General features: G+C 60.1%; 19 protein-coding genes. 14 read left to right on the top strand and 5 right to left on the bottom strand.

Annotated features, from left to right (window positions below; all coding sequences use genetic code 11):
- Nucleotides 1-421: 421 nt before the first annotated feature.
- The 3 genes from AC1DCM_RS23795 to AC1DCM_RS23785 all read right to left on the bottom strand — a co-directional run bounded on the left by AC1DCM_RS23795 (nt 422) and on the right by AC1DCM_RS23785 (nt 3,291).
- Nucleotides 422-910, bottom strand: a complete 489-nt coding sequence (locus tag AC1DCM_RS23795; protein ID WP_477519941.1) for a transposase — start codon at nt 908-910, stop codon at nt 422-424.
- A gap of 673 nt (nt 911-1,583) precedes the next feature.
- Complete coding sequence (locus tag AC1DCM_RS23790; protein ID WP_477519940.1) at nt 1,584-1,982, bottom strand: nuclear transport factor 2 family protein; 399 nt, start codon at nt 1,980-1,982, stop codon at nt 1,584-1,586.
- A 376-nt stretch (nt 1,983-2,358) separates the two neighbouring features.
- Entirely contained in the window at nt 2,359-3,291 is a 933-nt protein-coding gene (locus tag AC1DCM_RS23785; protein WP_477519939.1) for a zinc-binding dehydrogenase, read from the bottom strand.
- 545 nt (nt 3,292-3,836) lie between these two features.
- On the opposite strand from AC1DCM_RS23785, the gene AC1DCM_RS23780 reads away from it, so the two are divergent.
- The 13 genes from AC1DCM_RS23780 (at nt 3,837) to AC1DCM_RS23720 (ending at nt 19,183) form a co-directional block, all read left to right on the top strand.
- A complete protein-coding gene (locus AC1DCM_RS23780; RefSeq protein WP_477519938.1) occupies nt 3,837-4,313 on the top strand; it encodes a nuclear transport factor 2 family protein in 477 nt (158 codons plus the stop codon).
- 153 nt (nt 4,314-4,466) lie between these two features.
- Nucleotides 4,467-5,102: a TetR/AcrR family transcriptional regulator gene (locus AC1DCM_RS23775; protein WP_477519937.1), complete on the top strand. Its 636-nt coding sequence runs from the start codon at nt 4,467-4,469 to the stop codon at nt 5,100-5,102.
- 277 nt (nt 5,103-5,379) lie between these two features.
- Nucleotides 5,380-6,527 (top strand): IS3 family transposase gene (locus AC1DCM_RS23770; RefSeq protein WP_477519936.1). Its coding sequence is split into 2 segments (ribosomal slippage): nt 5,380-5,653 and nt 5,653-6,527, totalling 1,149 coding nucleotides; the frame shifts between segments, so codons are not numbered across the junction.
- Between the two features lie 163 nt (nt 6,528-6,690).
- A complete protein-coding gene (locus AC1DCM_RS23765; RefSeq protein WP_477519935.1) occupies nt 6,691-8,031 on the top strand; it encodes an FAD-binding oxidoreductase in 1,341 nt (446 codons plus the stop codon).
- Nucleotides 8,032-9,274: 1,243 nt separating this feature from the next.
- The gene (locus AC1DCM_RS23760; protein ID WP_477519934.1) at nt 9,275-10,441 is read left to right on the top strand and encodes a sugar ABC transporter substrate-binding protein; all 1,167 of its coding nucleotides are present in this window, start codon (nt 9,275-9,277) and stop codon (nt 10,439-10,441) included.
- A 159-nt stretch (nt 10,442-10,600) separates the two neighbouring features.
- On the top strand, nt 10,601-11,440 hold the full coding sequence (locus AC1DCM_RS23755) for an SDR family oxidoreductase (protein WP_477519933.1): 840 nt from the start codon (nt 10,601-10,603) through the stop codon (nt 11,438-11,440).
- Nucleotides 11,441-11,502: 62 nt separating this feature from the next.
- The gene (locus tag AC1DCM_RS23750) at nt 11,503-11,970 is read left to right on the top strand and encodes a VOC family protein (protein WP_477519932.1); all 468 of its coding nucleotides are present in this window, start codon (nt 11,503-11,505) and stop codon (nt 11,968-11,970) included.
- 197 nt (nt 11,971-12,167) lie between these two features.
- Nucleotides 12,168-13,823 (top strand): FAD-binding protein, encoded by a 1,656-nt coding sequence (locus AC1DCM_RS23745; protein WP_477519931.1) that lies wholly within the window; start codon nt 12,168-12,170, stop codon nt 13,821-13,823.
- A 257-nt stretch (nt 13,824-14,080) separates the two neighbouring features.
- Nucleotides 14,081-15,508 carry an NAD(P)/FAD-dependent oxidoreductase gene (locus AC1DCM_RS23740; protein ID WP_477519930.1) on the top strand — a complete coding sequence of 476 codons (1,428 nt, stop codon included), beginning with the start codon at nt 14,081-14,083 and terminating at the stop codon, nt 15,506-15,508.
- 12 nt (nt 15,509-15,520) lie between these two features.
- Nucleotides 15,521-16,696, top strand: coding sequence for an epoxide hydrolase family protein (locus tag AC1DCM_RS23735; protein WP_477519929.1), 1,176 nt, complete (start codon nt 15,521-15,523; stop codon nt 16,694-16,696).
- 438 nt (nt 16,697-17,134) lie between these two features.
- Entirely contained in the window at nt 17,135-17,452 is a 318-nt protein-coding gene (locus AC1DCM_RS23730) for a 2Fe-2S iron-sulfur cluster-binding protein (RefSeq protein ID WP_477519928.1), read from the top strand.
- A gap of 14 nt (nt 17,453-17,466) precedes the next feature.
- A complete protein-coding gene (locus tag AC1DCM_RS23725) occupies nt 17,467-18,711 on the top strand; it encodes an NAD(P)/FAD-dependent oxidoreductase (protein ID WP_477519927.1) in 1,245 nt (414 codons plus the stop codon).
- A 304-nt stretch (nt 18,712-19,015) separates the two neighbouring features.
- Nucleotides 19,016-19,183, top strand: a complete 168-nt coding sequence (locus AC1DCM_RS23720) for a hypothetical protein (protein WP_477519926.1) — start codon at nt 19,016-19,018, stop codon at nt 19,181-19,183.
- A 218-nt stretch (nt 19,184-19,401) separates the two neighbouring features.
- Here AC1DCM_RS23720 and AC1DCM_RS23715 read toward each other — a convergent pair whose 3' ends face one another.
- Both AC1DCM_RS23715 and AC1DCM_RS23710 read right to left on the bottom strand, forming a co-directional pair.
- A complete protein-coding gene (locus tag AC1DCM_RS23715; RefSeq protein ID WP_477519925.1) occupies nt 19,402-19,881 on the bottom strand; it encodes a flavodoxin domain-containing protein in 480 nt (159 codons plus the stop codon).
- On the bottom strand, nt 19,878-20,387 hold the full coding sequence (locus tag AC1DCM_RS23710; RefSeq protein WP_477519924.1) for an HtaA domain-containing protein: 510 nt from the start codon (nt 20,385-20,387) through the stop codon (nt 19,878-19,880). Before AC1DCM_RS23710 ends, AC1DCM_RS23715 begins: the two co-directional genes overlap by 4 nt.
- Before the next feature lie 501 nt (nt 20,388-20,888).
- Between AC1DCM_RS23710 and AC1DCM_RS23705 the strand changes: the two genes are divergently transcribed.
- Nucleotides 20,889-22,082: an NAD(P)/FAD-dependent oxidoreductase gene (locus AC1DCM_RS23705; protein WP_477519923.1), complete on the top strand. Its 1,194-nt coding sequence runs from the start codon at nt 20,889-20,891 to the stop codon at nt 22,080-22,082.
- The last annotated feature ends 83 nt before the right edge of the window (nt 22,083-22,165 follow it).

Genomic DNA, 22,165 nt, shown 5'->3' with positions numbered 1-22,165 from the left:
GTTCTATTTGTCGCGTTTGGTAACGCTGGAGTTGGTGCCTGTGGGCCCTAGTTTAGAGTCCCAGGACATCGACGTGCGGCACCGCTCGCCAAGGGGCCTTGTGTTCGTACGGCGGGCCGGTTCACCAGTAATTCGGTCCATGTGGCGCCTTTTGAACCGGCAATGGACCAGACCGCGGGTTCCCTGCCGAGGCCGGGCGGGATGGTTGATGTTCCGTGCCTCGCGCCCGTGTTTGAGTAGCGGCTAACCCAGCGTTTCGCCGTCGGCCAGGACACAATGAACCCCTTGACTCCTTCCGCGATCGTTTGGCTGTGTTTGACGACCCGTTCGGCGGCTCGCTGGCTTCCAATTAGTCGCGTTGCTCGACGAGGATGTCTGGGAGCCTGCGGACGGCTGCTTCGTTCGGGAATACCCGATGACATCAGGTCCTCCTTTTGGTCTCTTTATTCACTTGTTCCATGGGATTCGCTGACCAGATTTGGCGCCAGTGCGTGGCGGGGAACCTGGCGGATGCGAGCACGTCAGCCCGTGCGTCGTCGAGCATCGCCGCGACCCTTCGGGTGACCTCCTGGAACTGGGTATTGACGGCTCCCGGCGCCGGGTTGGGCGAAGACGATGCGGATGATCGAGCCGACCATATTTTGGGATCCCTTGGCCACAGTCGAGAGCACGTTGCGCACGACGTGCACCCGGAGCAGCACTGCCAGGATGCGCCGTCGGTGCGGGCTCCGATGGTTTTCTTCAGCCCGGGGTGGGCATCTGAGATGACTAGCTTCACGCCGTCCAGTCCGTGGGTCTCCAACGACCGCAGGAGCGACGTCCAGAACCCCTCGTTCTCAACATCGAAGCCCAGGACTTCCCTCAGACCGTCGGCGGCGGCGCCGAAGGGGACCGCGACCGCCTGGGCCAAGACCCCGTGCCGACGCGGAGCGTGCAATTGGTGGCATCGAAAAACCCGTACGGGCAGCCCATGGCGGAGAGGTCACGGTCTCTCGAACGCACCGACTTCGTCTTCCAGATCCGGGACTCTTCGGACTTGGAGATTCCGGTTTCCGCACCGAGTGCTTGACTTTGCTCTCGACCTTGGGCGGAGAACCGGCGTGCATGTAGGCCTCCATCACGACGGCGTAAAGAGCCTGGTCCACGCGGCTCCAGGAGGCCCGCGAAGACCGACCATGTCCGCAGCGTGGGGATCTTCAGGTTCAGGCCCCGGCGGTGGTCGTCAGCGCCTTTGGCCGGCTGCCGTTCCGTTGGGCCCACGGTCCCGGGGCCGCTCGAACGGGGCGGTCCCGACGAACGCCGTCGTCTCCGCTCGATGAACTGCTGGTACAGCGTTTCCGTCGCGGAGCGGACCCGGTCGGAAACATCGATGAGTTTCGGTTGGCAAAGGAGGTCAAGCGATGGCTCACCGCGTTGGCGAGCAACGCGCAACCGCGGGGGAACTACACCACGGCAAGGGACGTAACCTCACACACAGACCAGACGTCGATGGGACCGGTTTTCATGTCAAGAATCCATTCCTATCTGGTCCGAGAACGGCAGACGCCGGCGCCCCGGGAGGATACCCCCACGAACCCAGCGGGTTACGGCTGGAAAGCTTCGAATGCTGCGTAGCTGTCTAAATGCTCACGGAAGAGATTGATCCTGTCTCCCTCGAAGCGGAAATACCAGTGATAACGATTGGAGTACTGCTTTCCGAATCCTGTAACCGTGTCGCAGCTTCCCTGCATTGAGGCATGGATGCCGTCGGCAAGAGCGTGGCCACACGTGTAATTGAAACCGTTGGGAAACATTTCGCGGAGCGCTCCAGGCAATACTTCGAGAAATTGTGCTCTGTCAAGCCGCTGCGAGCTTCCAGGGGCGGAGTTGACGATTTCAAATTCGAAACCTGGCGCGATCATGTCAGCCAACTCTCGGGTAGCGTTCCGGTCGAGTGCTGCGATGAACTCTCGGATGCGCACTTTCTGCTGGTCAGGGGTCATTATTATTTCCTCTCGGAACGTAATTGCGCTTGTCTATGCGGGCGGTGATGGAGCAGAGCAGCCGGCTGTCCCACACACGTGCAACTCAAGGCCATCTCCGTAGGCCCAACGTACTATAACTTTAGCTCCGCGTAGAGCCTTTTTCAAACATATGTTTGGAAGACTGGCCGCGAAATGTATCAGCTGATTCAAGGCGGACCGACGGGGGCTGCGATGGGCAGAAGGGATGATCATTGGCCGTACGTACATTGATACCGGGGCCGGCTCGGGTATAGGTCAGGCCACCGCCGAGAGTTGGCTTGCGCGGGGAGGAGCGCATCGCGCCCTTCCGGGAAGGCATGACGACACGCGCTTTTTTGCTACCGTCGCGAGGCGCTCAATAGACCGCGACGAGGCGCCCCAGGACCTCACCTTTGGCGAGCCGGCTGATTCCGTCCGGGATACCGTCGAAGTCGGTGGGGGAGATCACCGGCTCAATGTCACCGGAAGCAATCCATGCGAGCACCGCTTCCATATCGCTTTTGCTGCCACCACCGCTGCCCACAAGGGTGACATTCTTCGAGACCAGCTGGTAGGTGTCGAGCGTCGCTTCCAAACGGCCCATCCCGATTAGAACAACTCGTCCGCGCTCGCGCACAGCACCGATCGCACCTGCTGTAGTGGAACCAAACCCGGCGAAGTCCACGATGACGTCAAGCTTGAGGTCCGCCAATTCGGATACGTCGCTCACCACGCGGCGCGCGCCGATCTCTCGAGCGGCCTCCCACACGCCCTGATTTACTTCGGCGACGTAAATCTCAGCGCCACTGAGCACAGCGATCCGCGCGCCGATCCTTCCGAGCGCTCCAAAGCCGATGATCCCGACGCGTTGCCCGGGCTTCACCTGTCCGGCGCTGACGATGCCTGCATGGGCGGTCATCCCAGGTTCGGCGAATACCGCACGGTCGAGCGCGACGCTATCGGGGATACGAACAAGGTTCTCGGCGCGGGCCACTATGTACTGTCCGAACCCCCCATCCCTGAGGTAACCGTGGAGCTCCCCAATTGACCACACCACGACGCGGTCTCCCGTGGAGAAGTCGGTGACGTCTGAACCGAGGGCGACAACGTTACCCGCGATCTCATGACCGGGAACGACGGGCAGATTCATCATGCCCAGCCATTTACTGTCTTCGAACAGCCCCACATCGGAGTGGCAGATGCCGCAAGCACCCACGGCGACGAGCACCTCTCCTGTGCCCGGCGCGGGGTCGGGCAAATCCACCAATTCGAGGGGGGCATGCGTATCGCTAAACCGCCATGCTTTCATTATTCTCTCCTTCTGCTCGGCCATCAGCTCGAGCCGTAGACGCACCGAGAACGGTCCGCGTCTTCATGGTTTTCGGTATGAGTGAGGGGTGCGCGCGGCGTGGTGAGGGCGGTTCGTAAAAACTGCGCTTGAGTCCGCGACCAGAACGAAAGGCAGGGAGGCCGACCAGCCGCTTGCACCGAACCAGCCTGAGGAGATCGATCACGCCGGCATCGGCCTGATCTGCTCTCCCTTGTACAAATCAGCTCGAATTCCGCATCGGACATCCAAGCCATGTTCTTGTCGCCGGGCGACAGTGCCCAACGAGCGCGAGACTAGCACGCCATGGTGCTCCTTCGCCAGCAGTCGACCACACCGCAGACTCCGTCACCAGCGCCCCGGGCCGTCCATGGGGTAACACACTGAGCGGCACCACTACGCCTGGCGAAGCGGATCTGGCACGAAGATCACCGATCATTCGGACGTTTGTTTGACAAGGGGTGGAACATTCGATAAAATCCGAATTATACCTCCCGATGTTGGGGAAGCATCGAATGGAGAAGCGCGTGAACGAACTTCAACGACTCATTGCAGTGGAAGAAATCAAAAAGCTGAAGTCCCGGTATTTTCGAGCACTCGACAAGAAAGACTGGGACGCGTTTGCTGCGAATTTCACCGACGATGTCGTCTTCGACTTCACGGAGTCGGACACAGGGGAAGACGTCGACAAAATTGTTCAGCACGTCTATCGGGTCGAAGGCGCTAAACAAGCGGCAGACTGGGCGAGGGATGCTCTTGGTGACGCCGTAACGTCCCATCACGGGCACGTGCCGGACATCGATATTTTGGATGATGAGTCGGCTACCGGCATATGGTCCTTAAACGATCAGATTTGGTTTCCAGATGGCACGGAATTCCGCTATTCCAAACTCGAGGGCTACGGTCACTATGAGGAGGATTACAAAAAGGTGGACGGTGCCTGGAAGGTCGCCAGGGCGAAGTTTATTCGCCATCACGCTGTTTGGACTGTCCGCGGGGATTAAGTGCAACTTTCTATCTCCCGTGCGTCGACTGGTTCACAACAAATTACCGAGTAGCAAAGGTTCGTTGGGCGTGCTGGTGAGGGCCGGTTCCCGCCCGGCGAACTTCGGCAAAGTCTCCGCGGTGCGAGTTGCCCGGAGAATCCAAGGAGGAAAATGCTGACCGCCAAAACTGGTCCAAACTCAACAGCCAAGCCGGTGAGAATCCGGGAGCGCTTTAACCGGGACGACAACGTGATCGCTGCAGCCGTATCGGTCATGTCCGAGAAGGGCTACGCTTCGACGTCGATACAGGAGGTCGCGGACCGGGTGGGTGTCCTCAAGGGCAGCCTCTATCACTATTTCAACTCCAAGGAAGAGCTTCTCTACCGCATCCTCGAGGAGTCCCACGAACAGTCGAGGGAGATCCACCGTGAGGTGATCGAGCTCGACCTGCCGCCGGTGGAAACCCTGCTCCTCTACGTTCGCCGGTTAAGCGAGTGGTACTTGGCGAACATCGAACGAGCGAATATTTTCTTCACCGAGATGAAGCATTTGAAGGGAGAGCGCCAAGTGGCCGCTGCGGGCTGGGGCCGCGCTTTCGAACGCGATATCAGTGACCAGGTGATCGCGGGTCAAGCCGATGGAAGCATTCGCGAGGACATTGATCAGCGGCTGCTGACGCGCTTCATCATCGGTGCCGTCAATAACGTCAGGTTCTGGCCAAGCCGGCGTTCGAGCCGCCAGTTCGACAACGATTCTATTGTCGACGCGCTTGTAACGCTCGTCGGCGCCTCCACTCAGGCCTCATAGCTAGGCGCAAGCCGGGCTTTGTCACCAAGTCCGCCTTCATGAGATGTTCCGGTGCCGACCGCATCTGTTGGTGCTAATCCTTCGCGGGAACCGTCGCGAATTCCTGCACGCAGGAGCACGATGCCCTTCCCTATGATTTGTCAGCCGCGGTTTTCTTGCTGGAATGTTCCGAGGACAAAACGCCGCGACCGCGCAACTGGTTGGGTCCCCGGGTAGAAGTCCAGTGTTTGTGTGAGTTTCGTGTCCGAGAATGGACACAGGAGGAAATTCACGAATCATGGCACGCAGACATACCCCCGAGCAGGTCATCGCAAAGGTCCGGCAGGGCCAGAAAATGCTCAACGAGGGAAGCCCGATGGTCGAGGTCATCAAGGAGCTCCAGATCACCGAGGCGACCTGGTACCGCTGGCTGAACCAGTACGGTTCCGAGAAGAACGCCGAGGCGTCCAGACGGACGAAGGAGCTGGAGAAGGAGAACGCCCGGCTCAAGCGGCTGCTGGCGGAGAAGGAACTGGCCATCGATATCCTCAACGAGGTGGCGAAGGGAAAATTCTGAGCCCCGAACCGCGTCGCCGTGCCGTGCGCATGGCAGTGGAGAAGTTCGGGGCATCAGAGCGCCTTGCCTGCAAAATTCTGGGCCAGAACCGGTCCGCGTTCCGCAAGAAGAAACCCGACATGGGATTCCAGGAGGCGCAACTGCGTGCGGACCTGAGGGCCGTGGCCGTGAAGCATCCCGCGTGGGGCTGGCGGAAGGCCCGCTGGCACCTCCTGGCCCAGCCTGCGTGGGACGGGGTGGCGCTGAACAGGAAGCGGGTCCGCCGGCTCTGGCGCGAGGAAGGCTTGGCCTGCAAACCCAGGGCACGGAAGAAACGCCGCACCGGGCCCGGAGCCGGGGAACAGAAGCGCCTCACCGCCGAGTATCCGATGCACGTGGTCAGCTTCGACTTCCAGTCCGATGTGACCTCCTGCGGGCGGCACATCCGGTTCTTCAACGTCATCGACGAATACACCCGCACCGCGCTGGCAGTCATTCCGCGCCGGTCATTCAAAGCCGTGGACGTCGTCGCGGTGCTGGAGGACATCATCGCCGAAACCGGCGCCGCCCCGGCCTACGTCAGGTGTGACAACGGACCGGAATTCACCGCCGCGGCACTGATCGAGTGGTGCAACACCGCCAGCGTGGAGACCGCGTTCATCGACCCGGGATCGCCCTGGCAGAACGGCTTCATCGAATCATTCAATGCCCAGTTCAGAAGGGAGCAACTCTCCGGAGAAATCATGGACACCATGGTCGAAGCGCAGTATTTGGCCGAGGAATGGAAAGCTATCTACAATCATGAACGGCCCCACGGATCCCTGGACGGCATGACGCCGAAACGCTACTGGGAAAACTGGACGCAGGAAAACACATTAGCTATCGCATAGACGCTGGACTGCTAACGGGGGCCCAACCACAACAAAATGCAAGCTACCAATGGCAACTAGGCCATCTGCTATTGACGGATTCACGGTCCTTTTTCAAGCGACGGTGGGGTAGAGTGAGCGCCTGTATGGGACTTCGTTTCCTCGGTCAGAGAGGACCTGATGGATGAATGACGTGAAGCGTTTGGTGGACTTCGCGGTCGCTCGTGGCGAGGACGGCTATGAGGACGCGCGTCAGGCTATTGTGTGGCAGGAGAACGTTCCAGACCGATTTCCTGACGTGATAGTCAAGATAAAGAATCAAGCCGAGATCGCCCGGGTCGTTCGATGGGCTGCCGCTAATGATTTGAAAGTCTCCGCCCGCTCGGGTGGCCACGCTTGGGCCGCCTCTAGTCTGCGTGACGGCGGCGTGCTCATCGATCTCTCAGCACTGAACTCGATTGAGCTTGATGTTGAATCCAACATTGCCCTGGTAGGACCTGGAACTAAAGGAGAACAACTGAATGCCGCGTTGGCTCCTCATAATCTCTTCTTTCCAACCGGTCACTGCCCGTCAGTGGGTCTGGGCGGATTCCTGTTAGGCGGTGGCTATGGTGTTGCCGGAGGTAAGCGCGAGTCCTGCATGAGCGTGCGCGCGATCGACGTAGTCACCCCCCAAGGCGAACTGATTCGCGCTGACGAGACCCAGAACGTTGACTATTTCTGGGCGGCACGGGGTTCCGGCGCAGGGTTCTTTGGCATCGTTACTGCCTTCCACCTCAACGTCTACCCCCGACCGAACGTGGGGATGAATTTATCCCTCACTTTTCCATTGTCGCGATGGGAGGAGGCATTAAGGTGGAGTTTGACCATCTCAGACAAGCTCGACGACGATGTCGAGTTGTATCTGCTGATCGGCGGCTATCCTGACATGGAAGATCCGTCGATTATCAACGTCGGCGTCTTGGTCGCAGCCACGATATTTGGCGATAGCGAAGAAGGCACACGCGCCGCTCTCCAGCCGCTGATGGATTGTCCCGTGGAGGAGGCGGCGATTGGCGACGCCATGCCCACGACGATCGAGGAGATCTACGCACTTAATGATTTCATCGACCCCCCCGGCTACAGGTATGCGGTCGATAACATGTGGACGAGTGCAGCGATCGATGACCTCATTCCTGAACTGACACCAATCATCGACAATCTGCCGTCGCCCAGGTCGTACCTTCTGTGGTGGCTGTGGACCGCCGACGACGAGGAGACTGCTGCCGTTTCCTCTCCTGGGCCCTCGTTCTATTCCGCGTACGCGATCTACGAAGACGCCGCGGACGATGAGAGGGCTGTGGCGTGGGTAACGGACAATATGCGCGCGCTTGAGCCGTGGTCCAATGGTGTGCAGCTCAACGATGAGAACCTCGGGCGCCGCTACTTCAGACCGCTCTCAGAGCCGAAGCTCAAGAAGCTGGAGGAGCTCCGCGACAAGCACGATAGGTCGAGGCGATTCTTCGCATTTCCCGGGGTTGAATAGCCAAGGACATAACCGCACCTACTCTTCACGAAGGCACTACACCGCTATCACAGGCGGTCGACTTCCGCGGATCCTCGCGTGGATGACGGCTCATGAACCCGACGAAGGGCGTCTGGGTGTGGGAATCCCTGACGTAGAGTGGCAACACCGTCAAAACCTGCCATGTGGATGGGGCGCTCGTCTGCCAACCCGAGGTGATTTCTTACGCTGTGCTGGCCGATAGTAGGTGCCCGGGGCATTGTCGAAACCTACAGCCACCGGGCTGCCCGACCGGTGGTGGCGTGGCATCGCGGCCGAATGAGCGGGGTCTGCAGCGGATCGGGCATATTCCCGTCGCCGGGGCCTTGGAGGTCCCTTGGTCCAAGGATCGCTACTACAAGGAACCTTCTTGCCACGGCTGTCGTTCCTTGAATCCATCAGCCAGTCCCGCGGCGGCCGCGCCGCGACCAGGTCGTTGAGGCCGTGATCCGCTCGGACGGGCGGGCTTCGAGACGGTGGCCGCGTTCGGATCCACTGGTCGGCAGTTCGGGCCGCTTTGAAGGAATGCATGCCTCCTCACTCCGCCTCCCCGACCTGAACGGACTCCGCCCACGTATGCTCGGGCATTTATGAACGGCGGTTCCGGTCGCTCCTGTTCCTTTCGCGAGCTGGATCCGGGCACGAAAGCCCCGACAAGCACGCCATCTGGCCGGAGCGTGAGGACGAAGTCCTTACCCGTCTCCTGGACAATCGACAACCCAAACTTAAGAACGGCCTGTCGTTAGTGAAATATATCACGATTTTAACTACCGGACGGTTGTTTGACGCAAGTTTCGATGCTAGCGTGCACAGAGCTTGGTAGTCACGACAGCAAGGAAGCTGGGAATGCCGATCGACTGCAATGTGCCTCGCCGCAATACCTGCAGCAAGGCAACTGCGGGAGGACAACAAGGACTATGACCGAGACCAGAGAACCCATTAGCACGCCCGCGCTGACGGCGCGGCCGTTGCCGATGACACCGTCGAGCGGTCGATGGACCACCCCATCCGCAACCACGGAGAACACGCAGTGCTGCAAGCGTTGGACAGACAGCGTGAACAGGCGACAACCCGACTGCCGTTTCGCAGCCCGGGGCGCGGTGCCCGGGTGCCGTTCGACACCAAATTCATCCACAAGCCGGCGAGGTCCAGGGAATAGATGGACGTGAACCCGGATAGCGGACCTCACCCGGCACCTTTTCAATACTCAGAGATTGGAAGCAAGATGCGATTCACGAAAGCAAGGAGGCTGTCCGCGGCCGTCGCGGTAATGGGCGTGCTCGCCATGCTGCTGGCGGGCTGCTCATCAGGCTCGCCTGAAGCAGCCACTTCCGGGCCACCCTCCTCCGGCGGCGCCATGGCCGGCTTCCCGTCGCTCGCCGAACTCTACAAGGGGACCTCCGCAGAACCACCCTCCGACGGCCCCGCGGCCGCGAAGGGCAAATCGGTGTGGGTCGTCAACTGCGGGTCCCCGTGCAATTCGGGTGCCGGGGCAGTCAAAGAAGCTGCCAAGGCATTGGGTTGGAACTACAACTATGCGGACGGAAACCTGAACATCGCCGGCGGGTATGCCACCGCGATTCGCACGGCATTGGCGTCCCGTCCTGATGCCCTTTATATCCAAGGTTTTAGCTGCACGGTCGTACAACAGCCGTTGCAAGAAGCGAAGGACCAAGGCGTTCCCGTCATCAGCGTTGACGGAGTGAATTGCAATGGCGCCGATGGAACTCCGTTGTTCACGGTCCCGAACGCGATAAATAAGTCTGTCGGTGACAACATCGAGGAATTTTGGAAGGACGACGGTAGACGGGCAGCGTGGTACCTCATCGCAGCAACGAACGGGAACCTCAAAGCGATCTCAACGGACGGGCCGGACCCACTGGAACATGCGATTGCCATGGGCTTCCAGGAAGAGGTCGCGAAGTGCAGCGGATGTAAGATTCTTCAGTCGATCAACTCTCCGGGCACAGACCTCATCCCTAACGGTCCATGGATCCAAAACTTCAGGACCTCCCTCATCACCAACGCAGATGCCAATGGCGTGTTTCTACCGTTTGACTTCATGTACGGCACCCTCGGGGGAGCCGCAGCGATGAACGAAGCGGGCAGCAAGGCGACCATGGCCGGAGGACTCGGGATCGCAGAAGCCACGGACCTTGTCAGCAGTGGCAAGCTGACATGGCCCGGCGCTGCTGATGACACATTCAAGGGATGGGCGGCGATGGATAACCTCAACAGATATTTCAATGGGGTCCCTGCTGCTCCACAGGGGGTTGGTCAAGCCGCTGTAAACACCGACAATCCGGGTGCCATTCCCGCGGCCGGAAAGCCATATCAGGTGCCGTTCGACTACAAAGCCATCTACAGGTCTGTGTGGGCGGGGAAAAAGTAGCTCCAAAACGCAGGGGAAACCGGGTGCTACGCGCGCTTGTTCTGCGTCATCCGGTTTCCTCGCAACGAGTCCGGGGCAGTCAATTCCCGCAGCGAGCTCAGCCCCAAGATTGTGAGCCAAGACGAAGAGGCGGGTTTGAGGCCTCCAGAAGGGATGATCATGGGCCGTACGTACGTTGTTACCGGGGCCGGCTCGGGTATAGGTCAGGCCACCGCCGAGAGTTTGCTTGCGCGGGGAGCGACCGTTGTGGGAGTGGATCTGCAAGGCGCTGAGGTCCAGGGCGATCTGTCAACGGCCGCCGGCCGGGAGGCGGCTGTTGAGGCGGCCGTCGAGGCAGCGTCGGGATCCGTAGATGCGGTTATCGCTTGTGCAGGAATCGCAATGCCGAAGCCACTGACGGCTTCGGTGAACTATTTTGGCATGTCGGAGTTCCTCACCCGGATCCGTCCCGTGTTGGCGCAGTCGCCGGCACCCCGTGCGGCGCTTGTGTCCTCCGTGTCGTCTGTTCACCCGAATCACCCGCGATTGGTAGAGGCGCTGTTGAATGATGACGAGTTCGCTGCGCTCCGGGTTGCCACGGAGATGATGTTGGACGGGCACTTGGCGAATCTCGTCTATCAGTCCACCAAACGCGCGATATCCCTGTGGGTTCGTCGTGAGGCCCCCACCGCTGCATGGGCAGGCGCAGGCATTCCTCTCAATGCCGTCGCCCCAGGCATAGTAGAGACTCCGATGACGGCAGGACTACTCGGTACAGCGGACAGCGCGGCGATGATGGACGCGATCGTCCCCACACCGCTGAACCATCACCAGTCGCCCGAGTCCATTGCGGACCTGCTCATCTGGCTTACGTCCGAGCAGAACAGCCATATGTGCGGTCAGATGCTCTACTGCGACGGCGGCGCGGAAGTGCTGCTACGCGGCACAGATGCGTACAGCTGGGCTGACGACGCCATCAACGCCACCTTCGCAGCGATCTTCACCAAGCTGGCCCGCTGACCTCAGCCTTCACACGGCTACCGGGCTCATCAATCTAAACAAAACAAGTGATTGGAAACTTTATGCTGCAGATGCCATATCACGCTGGATTCATTGTTGCTGACATCCATGAGGGCATACGGGATCTCGAAGAACGTCTCGGATATCAATTTAACGAACCCACCCAGGTGAGAGCGCAGGATATGGAAGACCGCATAAGCGGATTCAGAGGTCCGGTGGACCTTCACATTGCATATACCCGCGACTCCCCGTTCAGGCTGGAGGTCATCGAGAGTACGGGCGCGGGCATCTACGGGGAGAAGTTCCTGGGGCTGCATCATTTGGGAATTTGGGAGCCGGATCCCACTGCACGCCTGCGGGCGTTGGAGAAAGCCGGTGATCCTGTCGACGCCGTATTCCGTGAGGAGGACGGTTCTGTATCCATCATCTATGCTCGCTCGACCAGTATGCACGGGGCGCGGATTGAATACGTTGTTGATGCCCAGCGCGCGTCATTCGAGCATTGGTTCGACACAGGTACCTTCGCCTGAACTCTGTTCGATCCGCTCCGCGCATGAACTAACAGCCGGCCGCGGCCAGTGACCCACGATACCAAACGGGCCGTCATGCTTGCGCTCAGCCAAAACCGAATCTACCATACAGTTGGTAGATGAAACCTCTAGGGCACTGCTGAGGCGATTCAACGGGATTACGCCCTAAGGTATGCCAGTCTCAGAGAGGAGACATTGTGTTCGACGCAAATTTTGATTTCGTGGTGATCGGCTCTGGGGCTGGGGCTTTCGCCGCAGCCATTGCCGCTCGCAAGCAGGGAATGAAGACCCTCATACTGGAAAAAACCGACAAGGTCGGCGGCACGTCGGCCATTTCTGGGGGAGCGGTGTGGATTCCGAATAACCACTTGCTCCATAGGGCGGGACAGAGCGATAGCCGCCAGGACGCACTCACCTACATCAATGCTGCTGTCGGGCCGGAAACGCCCGCGACCAGCATGGATCTTCGGCTGGCATTCCTCGACAGTGGCCCAGAGATGGTCCAGTTCCTCGAGTCCGAAGGCATGCACTGGCGTGTAATGATTCCGTATCCCGAGTATTACTCTTCGTTGCCCAAGGGCGAGGTCAAAGGGCGATCCTTGGAAGTCGACAGTTTTGACATGAGGACCCTTGGCCCTTGGGAGCAGCGCGTCCGTGGAGCCCAAGGCATGCCGGGGCTTGTGCTCTATAACACGGAAGCCAGGGATTTTTTGATGATCCGGCGGACCATCCGTGGCTTTTACACCGCAGGAAAGGTTGGTCTTAGGTCCTTCGTCCAGAAGATTATCGGCAGGCACACTGCTGCCGTGGGACAGTCACTCATCGGTCAGCTGCTGAAGATCACATTGGATCGAGGAGTTCAGATTTGGCCCTCGAGCCCTGTGCGCGAGCTGATCGTCGAGGGCGGGAAGGTCGTCGGAGTGGAGGCTGAACGTAACGGCAAGATGATTCGGATCGGCGCCAACCATGGCGTACTGATTGCGTCGGGAGGCTTTTCGCGGAACACGGTCATGCGCAAGGAGTTCCAGCAGGGCCCCGTTGACTTGGACTGGAGCCTCGTTCCGGAGGGTGCCGATGGAGATTCCTACCAGTGGGTGACGGAGCTTGGTGCGGCGACGGCGCAGATGGACCTGGCCTGGTGGATGCCGACGATGATCGATGACAAGGGGGTCACACGGTTCAATATCTGGGAACGGTCGCATCCCCACGCGATTGTCGTTGATTCGGCCGCCCAACGCTTCGTAAGTGAGTCCACCGGTTACCTGGAGTTCGGAGCCGCTATGGAGGAACGGAACAAGACCGTTCCTGCCGTCCCGTCGTGGCAGATTATCGATAGTCAGCATCGCCGGTCATACCCGTTCGCGTACATGCCCCCGGGAGTGACTCCTCAGGCCGCGATCGATGGTGGCTTCCTGATCCGCGCGGAGACCATTGAGGAGCTTGCAACCAAGATAGGTCTCGATCCCGGGGCCCTCCGCACTACCGTTGATCGCTTCAATGGCTTTGCCAAGTCCGGGATCGACGAGGACTTCAACCGGGGATTCAGCGCCTTCGAGCGGCACTACAGTGATCCGCGTCAGAAGCCGAATCCCACGCTGGGAGCGATTGAGTCCGCCCCGTTCTATGCCATTAAGATCGGGCTGGGCGACCTTGGAACAAAGGGCGGCGTCATAACCGACAGTGACGGCAAGGTGCTGCGTGAAGACGGCACCACGATCCCCGGGCTGTACGCCTTGGGCAACGCCACGGCATCTATGCTGGGGGACTCCTACCCTGCAGCCGGCGCCACTATTGGCGCGGCTATGGTATTCGGATATCGAGCCGCCCTCGCAGCAGCTAATTCCGCTCAATAAGCACGGGCCACGGCGACGGTCGTTCACTGTGGCGCCAGGACTATGTTCAGCCGCGCATTTCCCGATGTGCTGTACCAGGGGTCTTTTCGCAAATGCCGGGGCCTCCACTTGAAAAATATAGGGAAACAGCCGACTAAATCGATCGGCCGTTTGGTAGTATGAAGCGACGTTTGTCGGGCCTGTGGGAGGGCAGCGGAACGACGTCCAGACAACAAGCCGGGCAATGTCGACCGGCAGACGAAAGGATTCCGATACTCATGACCGCAGATCAGAATGTCTCGACCGGAGGACTCGGCACCGCCGTAGTCATCGGTGCAAGCATCGCGGGCTCAAGTGCAGCGGCGGCGCTCTCATCCCGTTTCGACGAGGTGATCGTCATTGACCGAGACACTCTCCCGGCGGACCCGACGAAACGACGGGGGGTGCCACACTCAGGTCAGTTCCACATACTTAGCGCCGGGGGCAGGTTGGACCTCGAGGAGCTCTTCCCCGGTCTTACCGAAGATCTGAAGGCAGCTGGCGTGCCGTATGCCGATCCAACCGCTGTCTTCCGATATGGGTCGAAGTTTGGATGGTTTCCGCGGCATTCTTCCGACATGCGTATCCTGCTGGGGACCCGTCGCTATCTGGAATGGTATCTCCGAGGCCGTGCCGCGAGACTTGGCAACGTAACCTACGTGCAGCGTACCCCCGCCAGGGGCCTCGTCATCGAGGACGGCCGGGCTGTCGGTGTTGAGGTTGAGGACCTTGACACCAAAGAAATCCGTGTTATTCGTGGCGACTTGATTGTGGACGCGAGCGGCCGTCCTTCGATCGCGCCCGATTGGTTCGCCGCAGCCGGTTACGCTAAGCCCGTCGAAACGGTCATCAATGCACGGTGGGGGTACGCCACCACTTATGTGCGTGTGCCCGAGGGCTGGGACCCGGGTTGGACCGCCTTTTACGTCGGTCCAACAGTCAGTGGCGAAGGCTATGCCGCGACGCGTGGCGCATCCATGTGGCGCCAGGAGGACAACCTCATGGTCGTGACAGCTCAGGGCTGTGCCGGCGACCTGCCGCCTAGCGACGTCGACGGCTTCCTCGATTTCATCTCCAGCTTTGGTTCATCAGAGTTCAGGGACTTGATCGAACAGTTCGGCCGTGTGAGCGGCATCGAGGCTTGGCAGAATACCTCGAACCGGCTCCGCGACTGGTCAAAGCTCGAGGAGCGTCCCGAGAACTTTGTCGTGGTCGGTGACGCAGCAGCAGCATTCAACCCTATCTATGGGCAGGGCATGACTGCTGCTGCGCGCGGCGCGCGCACGCTGGAGTCTTCCCTCACGGACTTTCTTCAGGAAACCACGCGGGGGTCCGGGCTGGACGGCTTTGCCGAGCGTTTCCAAAAGGACCTGCAAGCGGTAATTGCGCCGTGTTGGACGTTCTCGACTACTTCGGACTACGGCATTCCAGGGGTGGAGATCGATGGCGTGACCATGGATTCCCCCAAGTCGCCCGAATCCGAATACGCCGACCGTGTGATCGCCCTTGCCACAGAAGACGAGTCGATCTCGCTCAAGTTCATGGAGACTATCAACATGGTGCGGTCGACGGACTGGCTGGGCGATGAGGAACTCCGGGATCGTGTGCTCGCGGACTGGGACCGGCTCGGAAACCTTCGACGCACTGACGTGCCGACCAACGCTTGAGATGGGACAGTGATGATGGAGTTCACACCTTTTAGTGTCAACGTATCCGACGAGGTCCTCGCCGATCTTGACCGCCGCCTCGCAAACATCCGATGGCCCGACGCAATCCCCGGAACCGGCTGGACCTACGGTGCGGACCTCGGCTATCTGCAGGAACTCATCGCGCACTGGAAAGACCAGTTCGACTGGCGTGCGGTGGAGGACCGGTTCAACAAATTCCCGCAGTTCACCACGATGATCGACGGGCAGAACATGCACTTCGTTCACGTGAAATCGCCTGAACCTGATGCCAAACCGCTGATACTACTTCACGGCTGGCCCAGTTCTCCTCTGGAGTTCCTTAAGGTGATAGGACCTCTAAGCGACCCGGTAGCACACGGCGGGCGTGCCGAGGATGCCTTCGACCTCGTTATCCCGTCGCTTCCCGGCTTCGCCTTCAGCGGGCCGACGAACGACGCGGGCTGGCATCCCGGCCGGATCGCCGATGCATTCGCTGAGCTCATGACGGGACTCGGCTATGACAACTACTTCGCGCACGGCGGCGACTTCGGCTCGGTGCTCGCCGGGCAGTTGGCCGTTCGCCACCCCCACCGGGTTTCCGGTCTGCACCTTACGTTTTTGGTGACGGGTGGACTGCGGCCGGAGGATGGCGATCCTACGCCAGAAGAAGCGCAGCTCGCTGCCGACCAGGCAGTCTACAACATGGTGGAGACGGGCTATTTGGCCCTGCAGGCGAGCAAGCCGCAGACGATCGCCTATTCGCTGGTTGACTCTCCGGTCGGACTCGCGGCATGGATCGTCGAGAAGCTCAATACGTGGACCGACAACGGTGGTGACCTTGAATCAGTACTCAGCAAGGACGAGATCCTGGCTAACATCATGACGTACTGGGTCACGGCTACCGGCGGATCCTCGGGCCGCCTCTACTTCGAGACCGCGGTCGCAGGGATGATGGGCCCATCCGCAGAGCGGGTGGATGCGCCCGTAGCGGTGGCGATCTTCCCACAGGAGCTCTATCGCTCGACGCGACGGGTTGCGGAGCACCACTACAACGTCGTGCGGTGGACTCCGCAGGCAAAGGGCGGCCACTTCCCGGCCCTGGAGCAGCCTGAATTCCTGGTCACCGACATCCGAGACTCGCTTCGTGAAATGTCGGGCGTGCCTGCCATCGAGGGAAGCGCCGGGTAGAGGTGAACCTCGCCCTCGCGCATAAGGGCGGTCAATGAAGGCCAAACAGCGGCGCGGAGCAGCCGGATCCGCGCCGCTGTTTGGCCTGCATGTGCAGTTTCGGGCATTCCCGGCAATGCGAACCACGCCGGGGCTTTCAACTCTGCTTGCCTGCGCTTTTTGGCTGCGGGATCCCGGTTAACTATCTGCTGAGTGGCGGAGCTCTGGGCCGCCTCCTCAACATAGCAAGATCTCCGACGAGGATTTCCACTCGCCGATCTCTGGCTTCCTAACAATGTGCGAACTATCCAACATATCCCTAATCAACCAAATGAATGGTAGACTAGAGCCACTCTCGAGCGCAACGGAGCGACCAGTTCACCACGGCGTACTCGCGGGACGCGCTCGGCTCCCCCAGCGGGCAGTTGTGACCCCGACCTAAACGAAGAGGACCGAACCATGACGCAGATAACCTATGTGTCACCCGACGACACAGAACACACAGTGGATGCCTCCGATGGTGAGTCACTGATGCGGGTTGCCCTTCAACACGACGTGCCTGGCATCGTTGGCGAATGCGGCGGGGAACTCACCTGCGGCACGTGCCACGTATACGTGTCCGCCGAGTGGAGCGACCGGATCGAACCTCAATCGGAGGGTGAGCGTGAGCTTCTTTCGATGATGGACGACGTGCGGCCTGAGAGTCGGCTCGCCTGTCAGATAAGCGTCGGGCCCGACATGCACGGCTTCACCTCACGTATCTCCGATCACCAATGAGCGGGGGGTCTCCAGTGAAGGGTGCCGGATCCTACGAGGTGCTTATCGTCGGCGCCGGGCAGGCCGGAGTGCAGACAGCAATGTCTCTTCGCCAGGGCGGATTCGAAGGTTCCATCGCGATCGTGGGCGACGAGGACGAGCTGCCGTACCAGCGGCCCCCGCTTTCCAAGACATACCTGCGCGGCGATGCCGAGGTGGGAGAGTTCCGCTTCCGGTCCGACGATTACTGGAAAAAGAACTCAATCGAGATGATTACCGGCATCACAGTTGAGTCGGTCGACGTCGATGCGCATGAAGTCCTGACCGAAAACGGTCTCCGGATCGGCTACTCGCGCCTCGTCTGGGCCGCAGGCGGCCGGGCCCGCACGATCGCAGTCCCGGGAGCGGACCTTTCTGGGGTCTTCAGCTTGCGCAACCACGCCGACGCACAGCGGCTCCGCGTGAGCATCGAAGATGCTCGCAATGCGGTTATAATCGGCGGAGGCTATATCGGCCTGGAAGCCGCGGCAGCCCTCGCTCAGCGAGGTGTTGCGGTGACAGTAGTCGAAGTGCAGGAACGTCTACTGGCCCGTGTGACTTGCCCCGCGGTGTCCGACTTCTATTCCGACCTCCACCGGGCTGTAGGCACCACCGTACTTCTTAGCTCGGGCGTGGAAACGATTTTGGGCGAGCACGATCAAGTAGTCGGTGTGCAACTTAGTAACGGTGAAATCTTGCCCGCCGACTTGGTCATTGTAGGGGTCGGGCTTATCCCCAACGTCGAACCGCTTGCCGCGGCCGGCGTTGTCTGCTCCAACGGCGTTGAGGTAGATGGCGAATGTCGCACCTCGGCTCCCGACATTTTCGCAGTCGGGGACTGCGCCAACTTCAAGAGCCCGTTCGCCGGCGGCGCGCGCGTCCGTCTGGAATCGGTGCCCAACGCTGTCGAGCACGGCAAGGTCGTTGCAGGCGTCATCTTGTCGGTGCCGAACGAGAGCACGGCTCCACCGTGGTTCTGGTCACACCAATTTGACACCAGGCTCCAGACGGTGGGACTGCAGGCCGGTCACGATGAGGCAATACTTCGTGGAGAACCAGCTGCGTCGAAGTTCAGTATCGTCTACCTTCGCGATGGACGGGTGATCGCTCTCGACTGCGTGAATTCAATCGCGGACTTCGCCCAGGGCAAGCTTCTGGTTGAGCAGGGCACGTCTGCGACCCGCGAGGAACTCGCCGACACTTCGATCGAGCTGAAGAGGTTGGCGACCCGGGTGAGGTAAGCAGCGGTGGGGGAGTTGCAGGTGATCCAGGATTTCCGGGGCAGTGTCCGTCCTGTGGCAGGAGCAGGCGGCCTTAGATCTATGCTTCCGTGTGTGACTCCCCGCCTCCTAGGGCCCGGGAGTTGTGCTCACACCGCTGTTTCCCCGGCGGGATTGCCTCCCGTTCGTTGGCCAGGGGTATGAGATTCTATGCCTTGCTAATGACCCACTGGATCGGATCGGCGCACGTGATTGCCCGCTGATCGTAGACGGTTGCCGCACCGAAGTGTCCTCGCCCGTTCGAACGGCGCCCGCTAGGAACAGTATGGATTCAATTCAATGGAGCCAGTTCCCGTCCCGCCATTCGTTCTTGCTGCAGAAGAACGGTCCGGACACCGCCGGTGAAGGCCCAGGCGCTGGTCGGCGACAAAACCGTGGATCGAACGGAACTACGATCGGCGACGACGGCGTTCCCGGCCACTCCCTCCTGTAGCCCGGTTGGCTCCTGAAACGAGACACTAGGCGTATACACATTCGGCGGCCTGGCGGGCTTCGATCCCGCCCTTTATCGGCGGCCCGTACCGGGCGCGTTCTGGTGGTGTCGTAGGCGTTGACCATAGGCCGCTCCGAAGGTCCTGGAGCGGGCCCCGTTAGGCAGAGCTGATCTGTCAATGACCGAGGTAGGCACTATAAGAGGACTGGCAGCGGCCATTATGACGATATTTTGTCCATAGTGAGAATCTCGATAATTCCGCCGGCCCACTCGACGGCGAACTCGTCGTTGATGTTCCAGTCGCTCGCGTCGTGATGGCAGACTTCACCGACGCGTTCTGCACCCAACTCCGTGAGCAAGCTATCGATGATTGCGCTGCCTTGTGCAAAGGTCTTGAGGTAGGTTTTGTCCCCGCGGCCGAAGACCGCATATCTCAAGCCCGTCAGATCGGGTCGCGCAGATGTCAGCGCCTCGTGGAACGGTTGGGCGCCCATGGGGAGTTCCCCCTCCCCATATGTTGAACAAATGACGAAGAGAAAGGCCCCGTCAGTTAACGTTGCGACATCCACGTCAGCCATGCTTTCAACCCGCGCTTGGAAACCCTCGGGGAGCGATTCCGCGATGTCTTCTGCGGTAAGTTCTCCACCACCGGATTCGGATCCAAAGATGATGTGAATGTCCTTAGTGGTCTGAGTCATTGTTGGTTCTTCTTTGCTCTCGGCGTGGGTGTTGACAGGGGACTGTGCACGACTCGGACCGCATCAAGAGGCTCACCCGCGGCGTAAGCGCCGCCGAAAACCTGGACTCCGGAGGATGCCAAAGTCGCATCGAAGGTGATCGAGCCGTCCTCGGCACTCTCGCGTTCGATGAGTTCGGCGATAACCGTTGGTTTCCCGGAAGATCCCGAGTATCCCCCCGTGACGACACTGAGCAAGATCTGATTCTCGGTGCGTTGAATCCACGGGTCCGCGAAAATGACGTTTAGTAAACCGCCGTGTGCAATGAAGTGGACGTCGCCTTCAAACTTCATCTCGCCTGGCCCGGTGGCCGGTAGGGAATTAGCTCCGGCTGCTGCCGGGAACATGAATCGATTATTGGCCGTAGCAGCGGCTCCGCCGCCGATCGAGGCTTCTGTGCCGTGCTGCATGGCGAGGTACCGTATGAAGCTCGCTTTAATGCCCCATAGACAAGCGATCGAATTCACATCGCTACCTTTCGACGGTGGCCAACTTCGACGTCCACAAACTGTGGCTCTTAGCAATACAAGCTGATTGTTTCAACCAACCGACCGGTTGTCAATGAGGAATGGCGGCCGCCCCTGGCATCTGGAAGCTGGCCGCGCTTAATGCCTCCGACTCGCTTACCCTTGAGACGCGATGGGCCTCCTGCGTGCGCAGGACGCTTGCGCAGAGCCCGTGATATTTGCTTGCCGCCAAGCTTCCCGAAGCCCCGCTTTAAGAAGCATTAAGGTATCTTATGAACCATACAGTTGTTTGATTCGCGGCTTGGTGCTAGTTTTCTAGCATGCGTCAGAAGGCGCGACACAGTGATGTTATCGATCGGTCGGATCTCCCGGCCGGTCATCCCATGCCGCTCACGGTGCGTAGATAGGAGACCTTGTGTTTGGTGTTGAAATCCATTCCGCTCCGGTTAGAGACGGAGCGCTCGACAGCGTGACGTGCACCGCCGGCTTAGTGGGGACGCCATGACCATTGTTATCGCCGGCGGCGCTCTAGCTGGTCTCCGCACGGCCGAGAATCTCCGCGCCGGCGGGTGGACCGATCGCATTGTGGTTGCTTCTGACGAAAAGGAGATGCCGTACAACCGGCCGCCCCTATCGAAAGAGCTCCTCTGGGGGACGATGGAGCGTGATGACCTGGTGTTCGCCTTGAGTGACAGTGTGGCCGATGTCGACTGGCTGCTCGGATCGCCCGTAGTAAGGGCTGACCTCGACGCGCGTGTCCTAACCCTCGGATCTGGTGATGAGCTAGCCTTCAGCGGTCTCGTCGCCGCAACCGGGGTCTCCTCGCGACGCCTGTCAGCGCCCGGTCCTGTGCAGGGGCGAACCGTCCTCCGTACGCTCGAAGATGCCTCCGCCCTTAGGGCAGCATTGGTCCCCGGTGCCCACATCGTCATCCTGGGAGCAGGCTTCATTGGGTGTGAGGTCGCGGCCACTGCCCGAAAACTCGGCTGCGAGGTAGACGTGGTCGCGATGGACCCTTGCGCGATGTTCATCCCTTTGGGAGAAATGGTGGGCGCCGAAGTTCAACGCCGACACGAGGCGATAGGTGTACGCTTCCACATGTCACGGACGATTCTCGCGACTGAGGGTGACGGGCGGGTTAACGGTGTGCTACTCGACGACGGAACGCGTCTGCGGGCTGATGTTCTCCTTGAAACGATCGGTTCCGTACCTAACGCCGACTGGCTCGACGGAAACGGCCTCGATCTCACCAACGGAATTCTCTGCGATTCTCAGCTGCGCGCAGGAGGTAGATTGGGCGTCGTAGCCGTCGGCGACGCAGCGCGATTCGCGAATCCTGTCTTCGATGCCCCTCCGCTTCGCATCGAGCACTGGCAAACAGCCATCGACACTGCTGGATTCGCGGCGCGAACCCTTCTCTACGATCTCGGAGTCTCCAAAAACACTCCACCCCCGGTTGCCCTCATGCCTTGGTTCTGGTCTGATCAAGGCGAAGTGCGCCTGACCTCGTACGGAATGCCCGGACTTGCCGACCAGATCGAAATTCTCGAGGGTGAACTCTCCGGCGAGTGCGCCATCGCGTACCGACGAGCTGGTTCAGCAGTGGCCGTTGTTCTAATCGGCATGAAAGAACGAGCAGCGCGTTTCAAGCGATGGCTCAGCAACGAGCGCAAAGCAAGCTCGCCGCCAGCTTAGCGTCTTGCCATAACCGCTGCAGGTTGAAGACCGGCGCGGCGGCCGCGCCGGTCTGGTGGTCATTGCGGATCTTATGCAGGAGA

The organism is Paenarthrobacter sp. 10N417 (assembly GCF_056394745.1).
The sequence above is the reverse complement of the archived record's forward strand: the minus strand, read 5'-3'. Positions and strand labels throughout refer to the sequence as shown.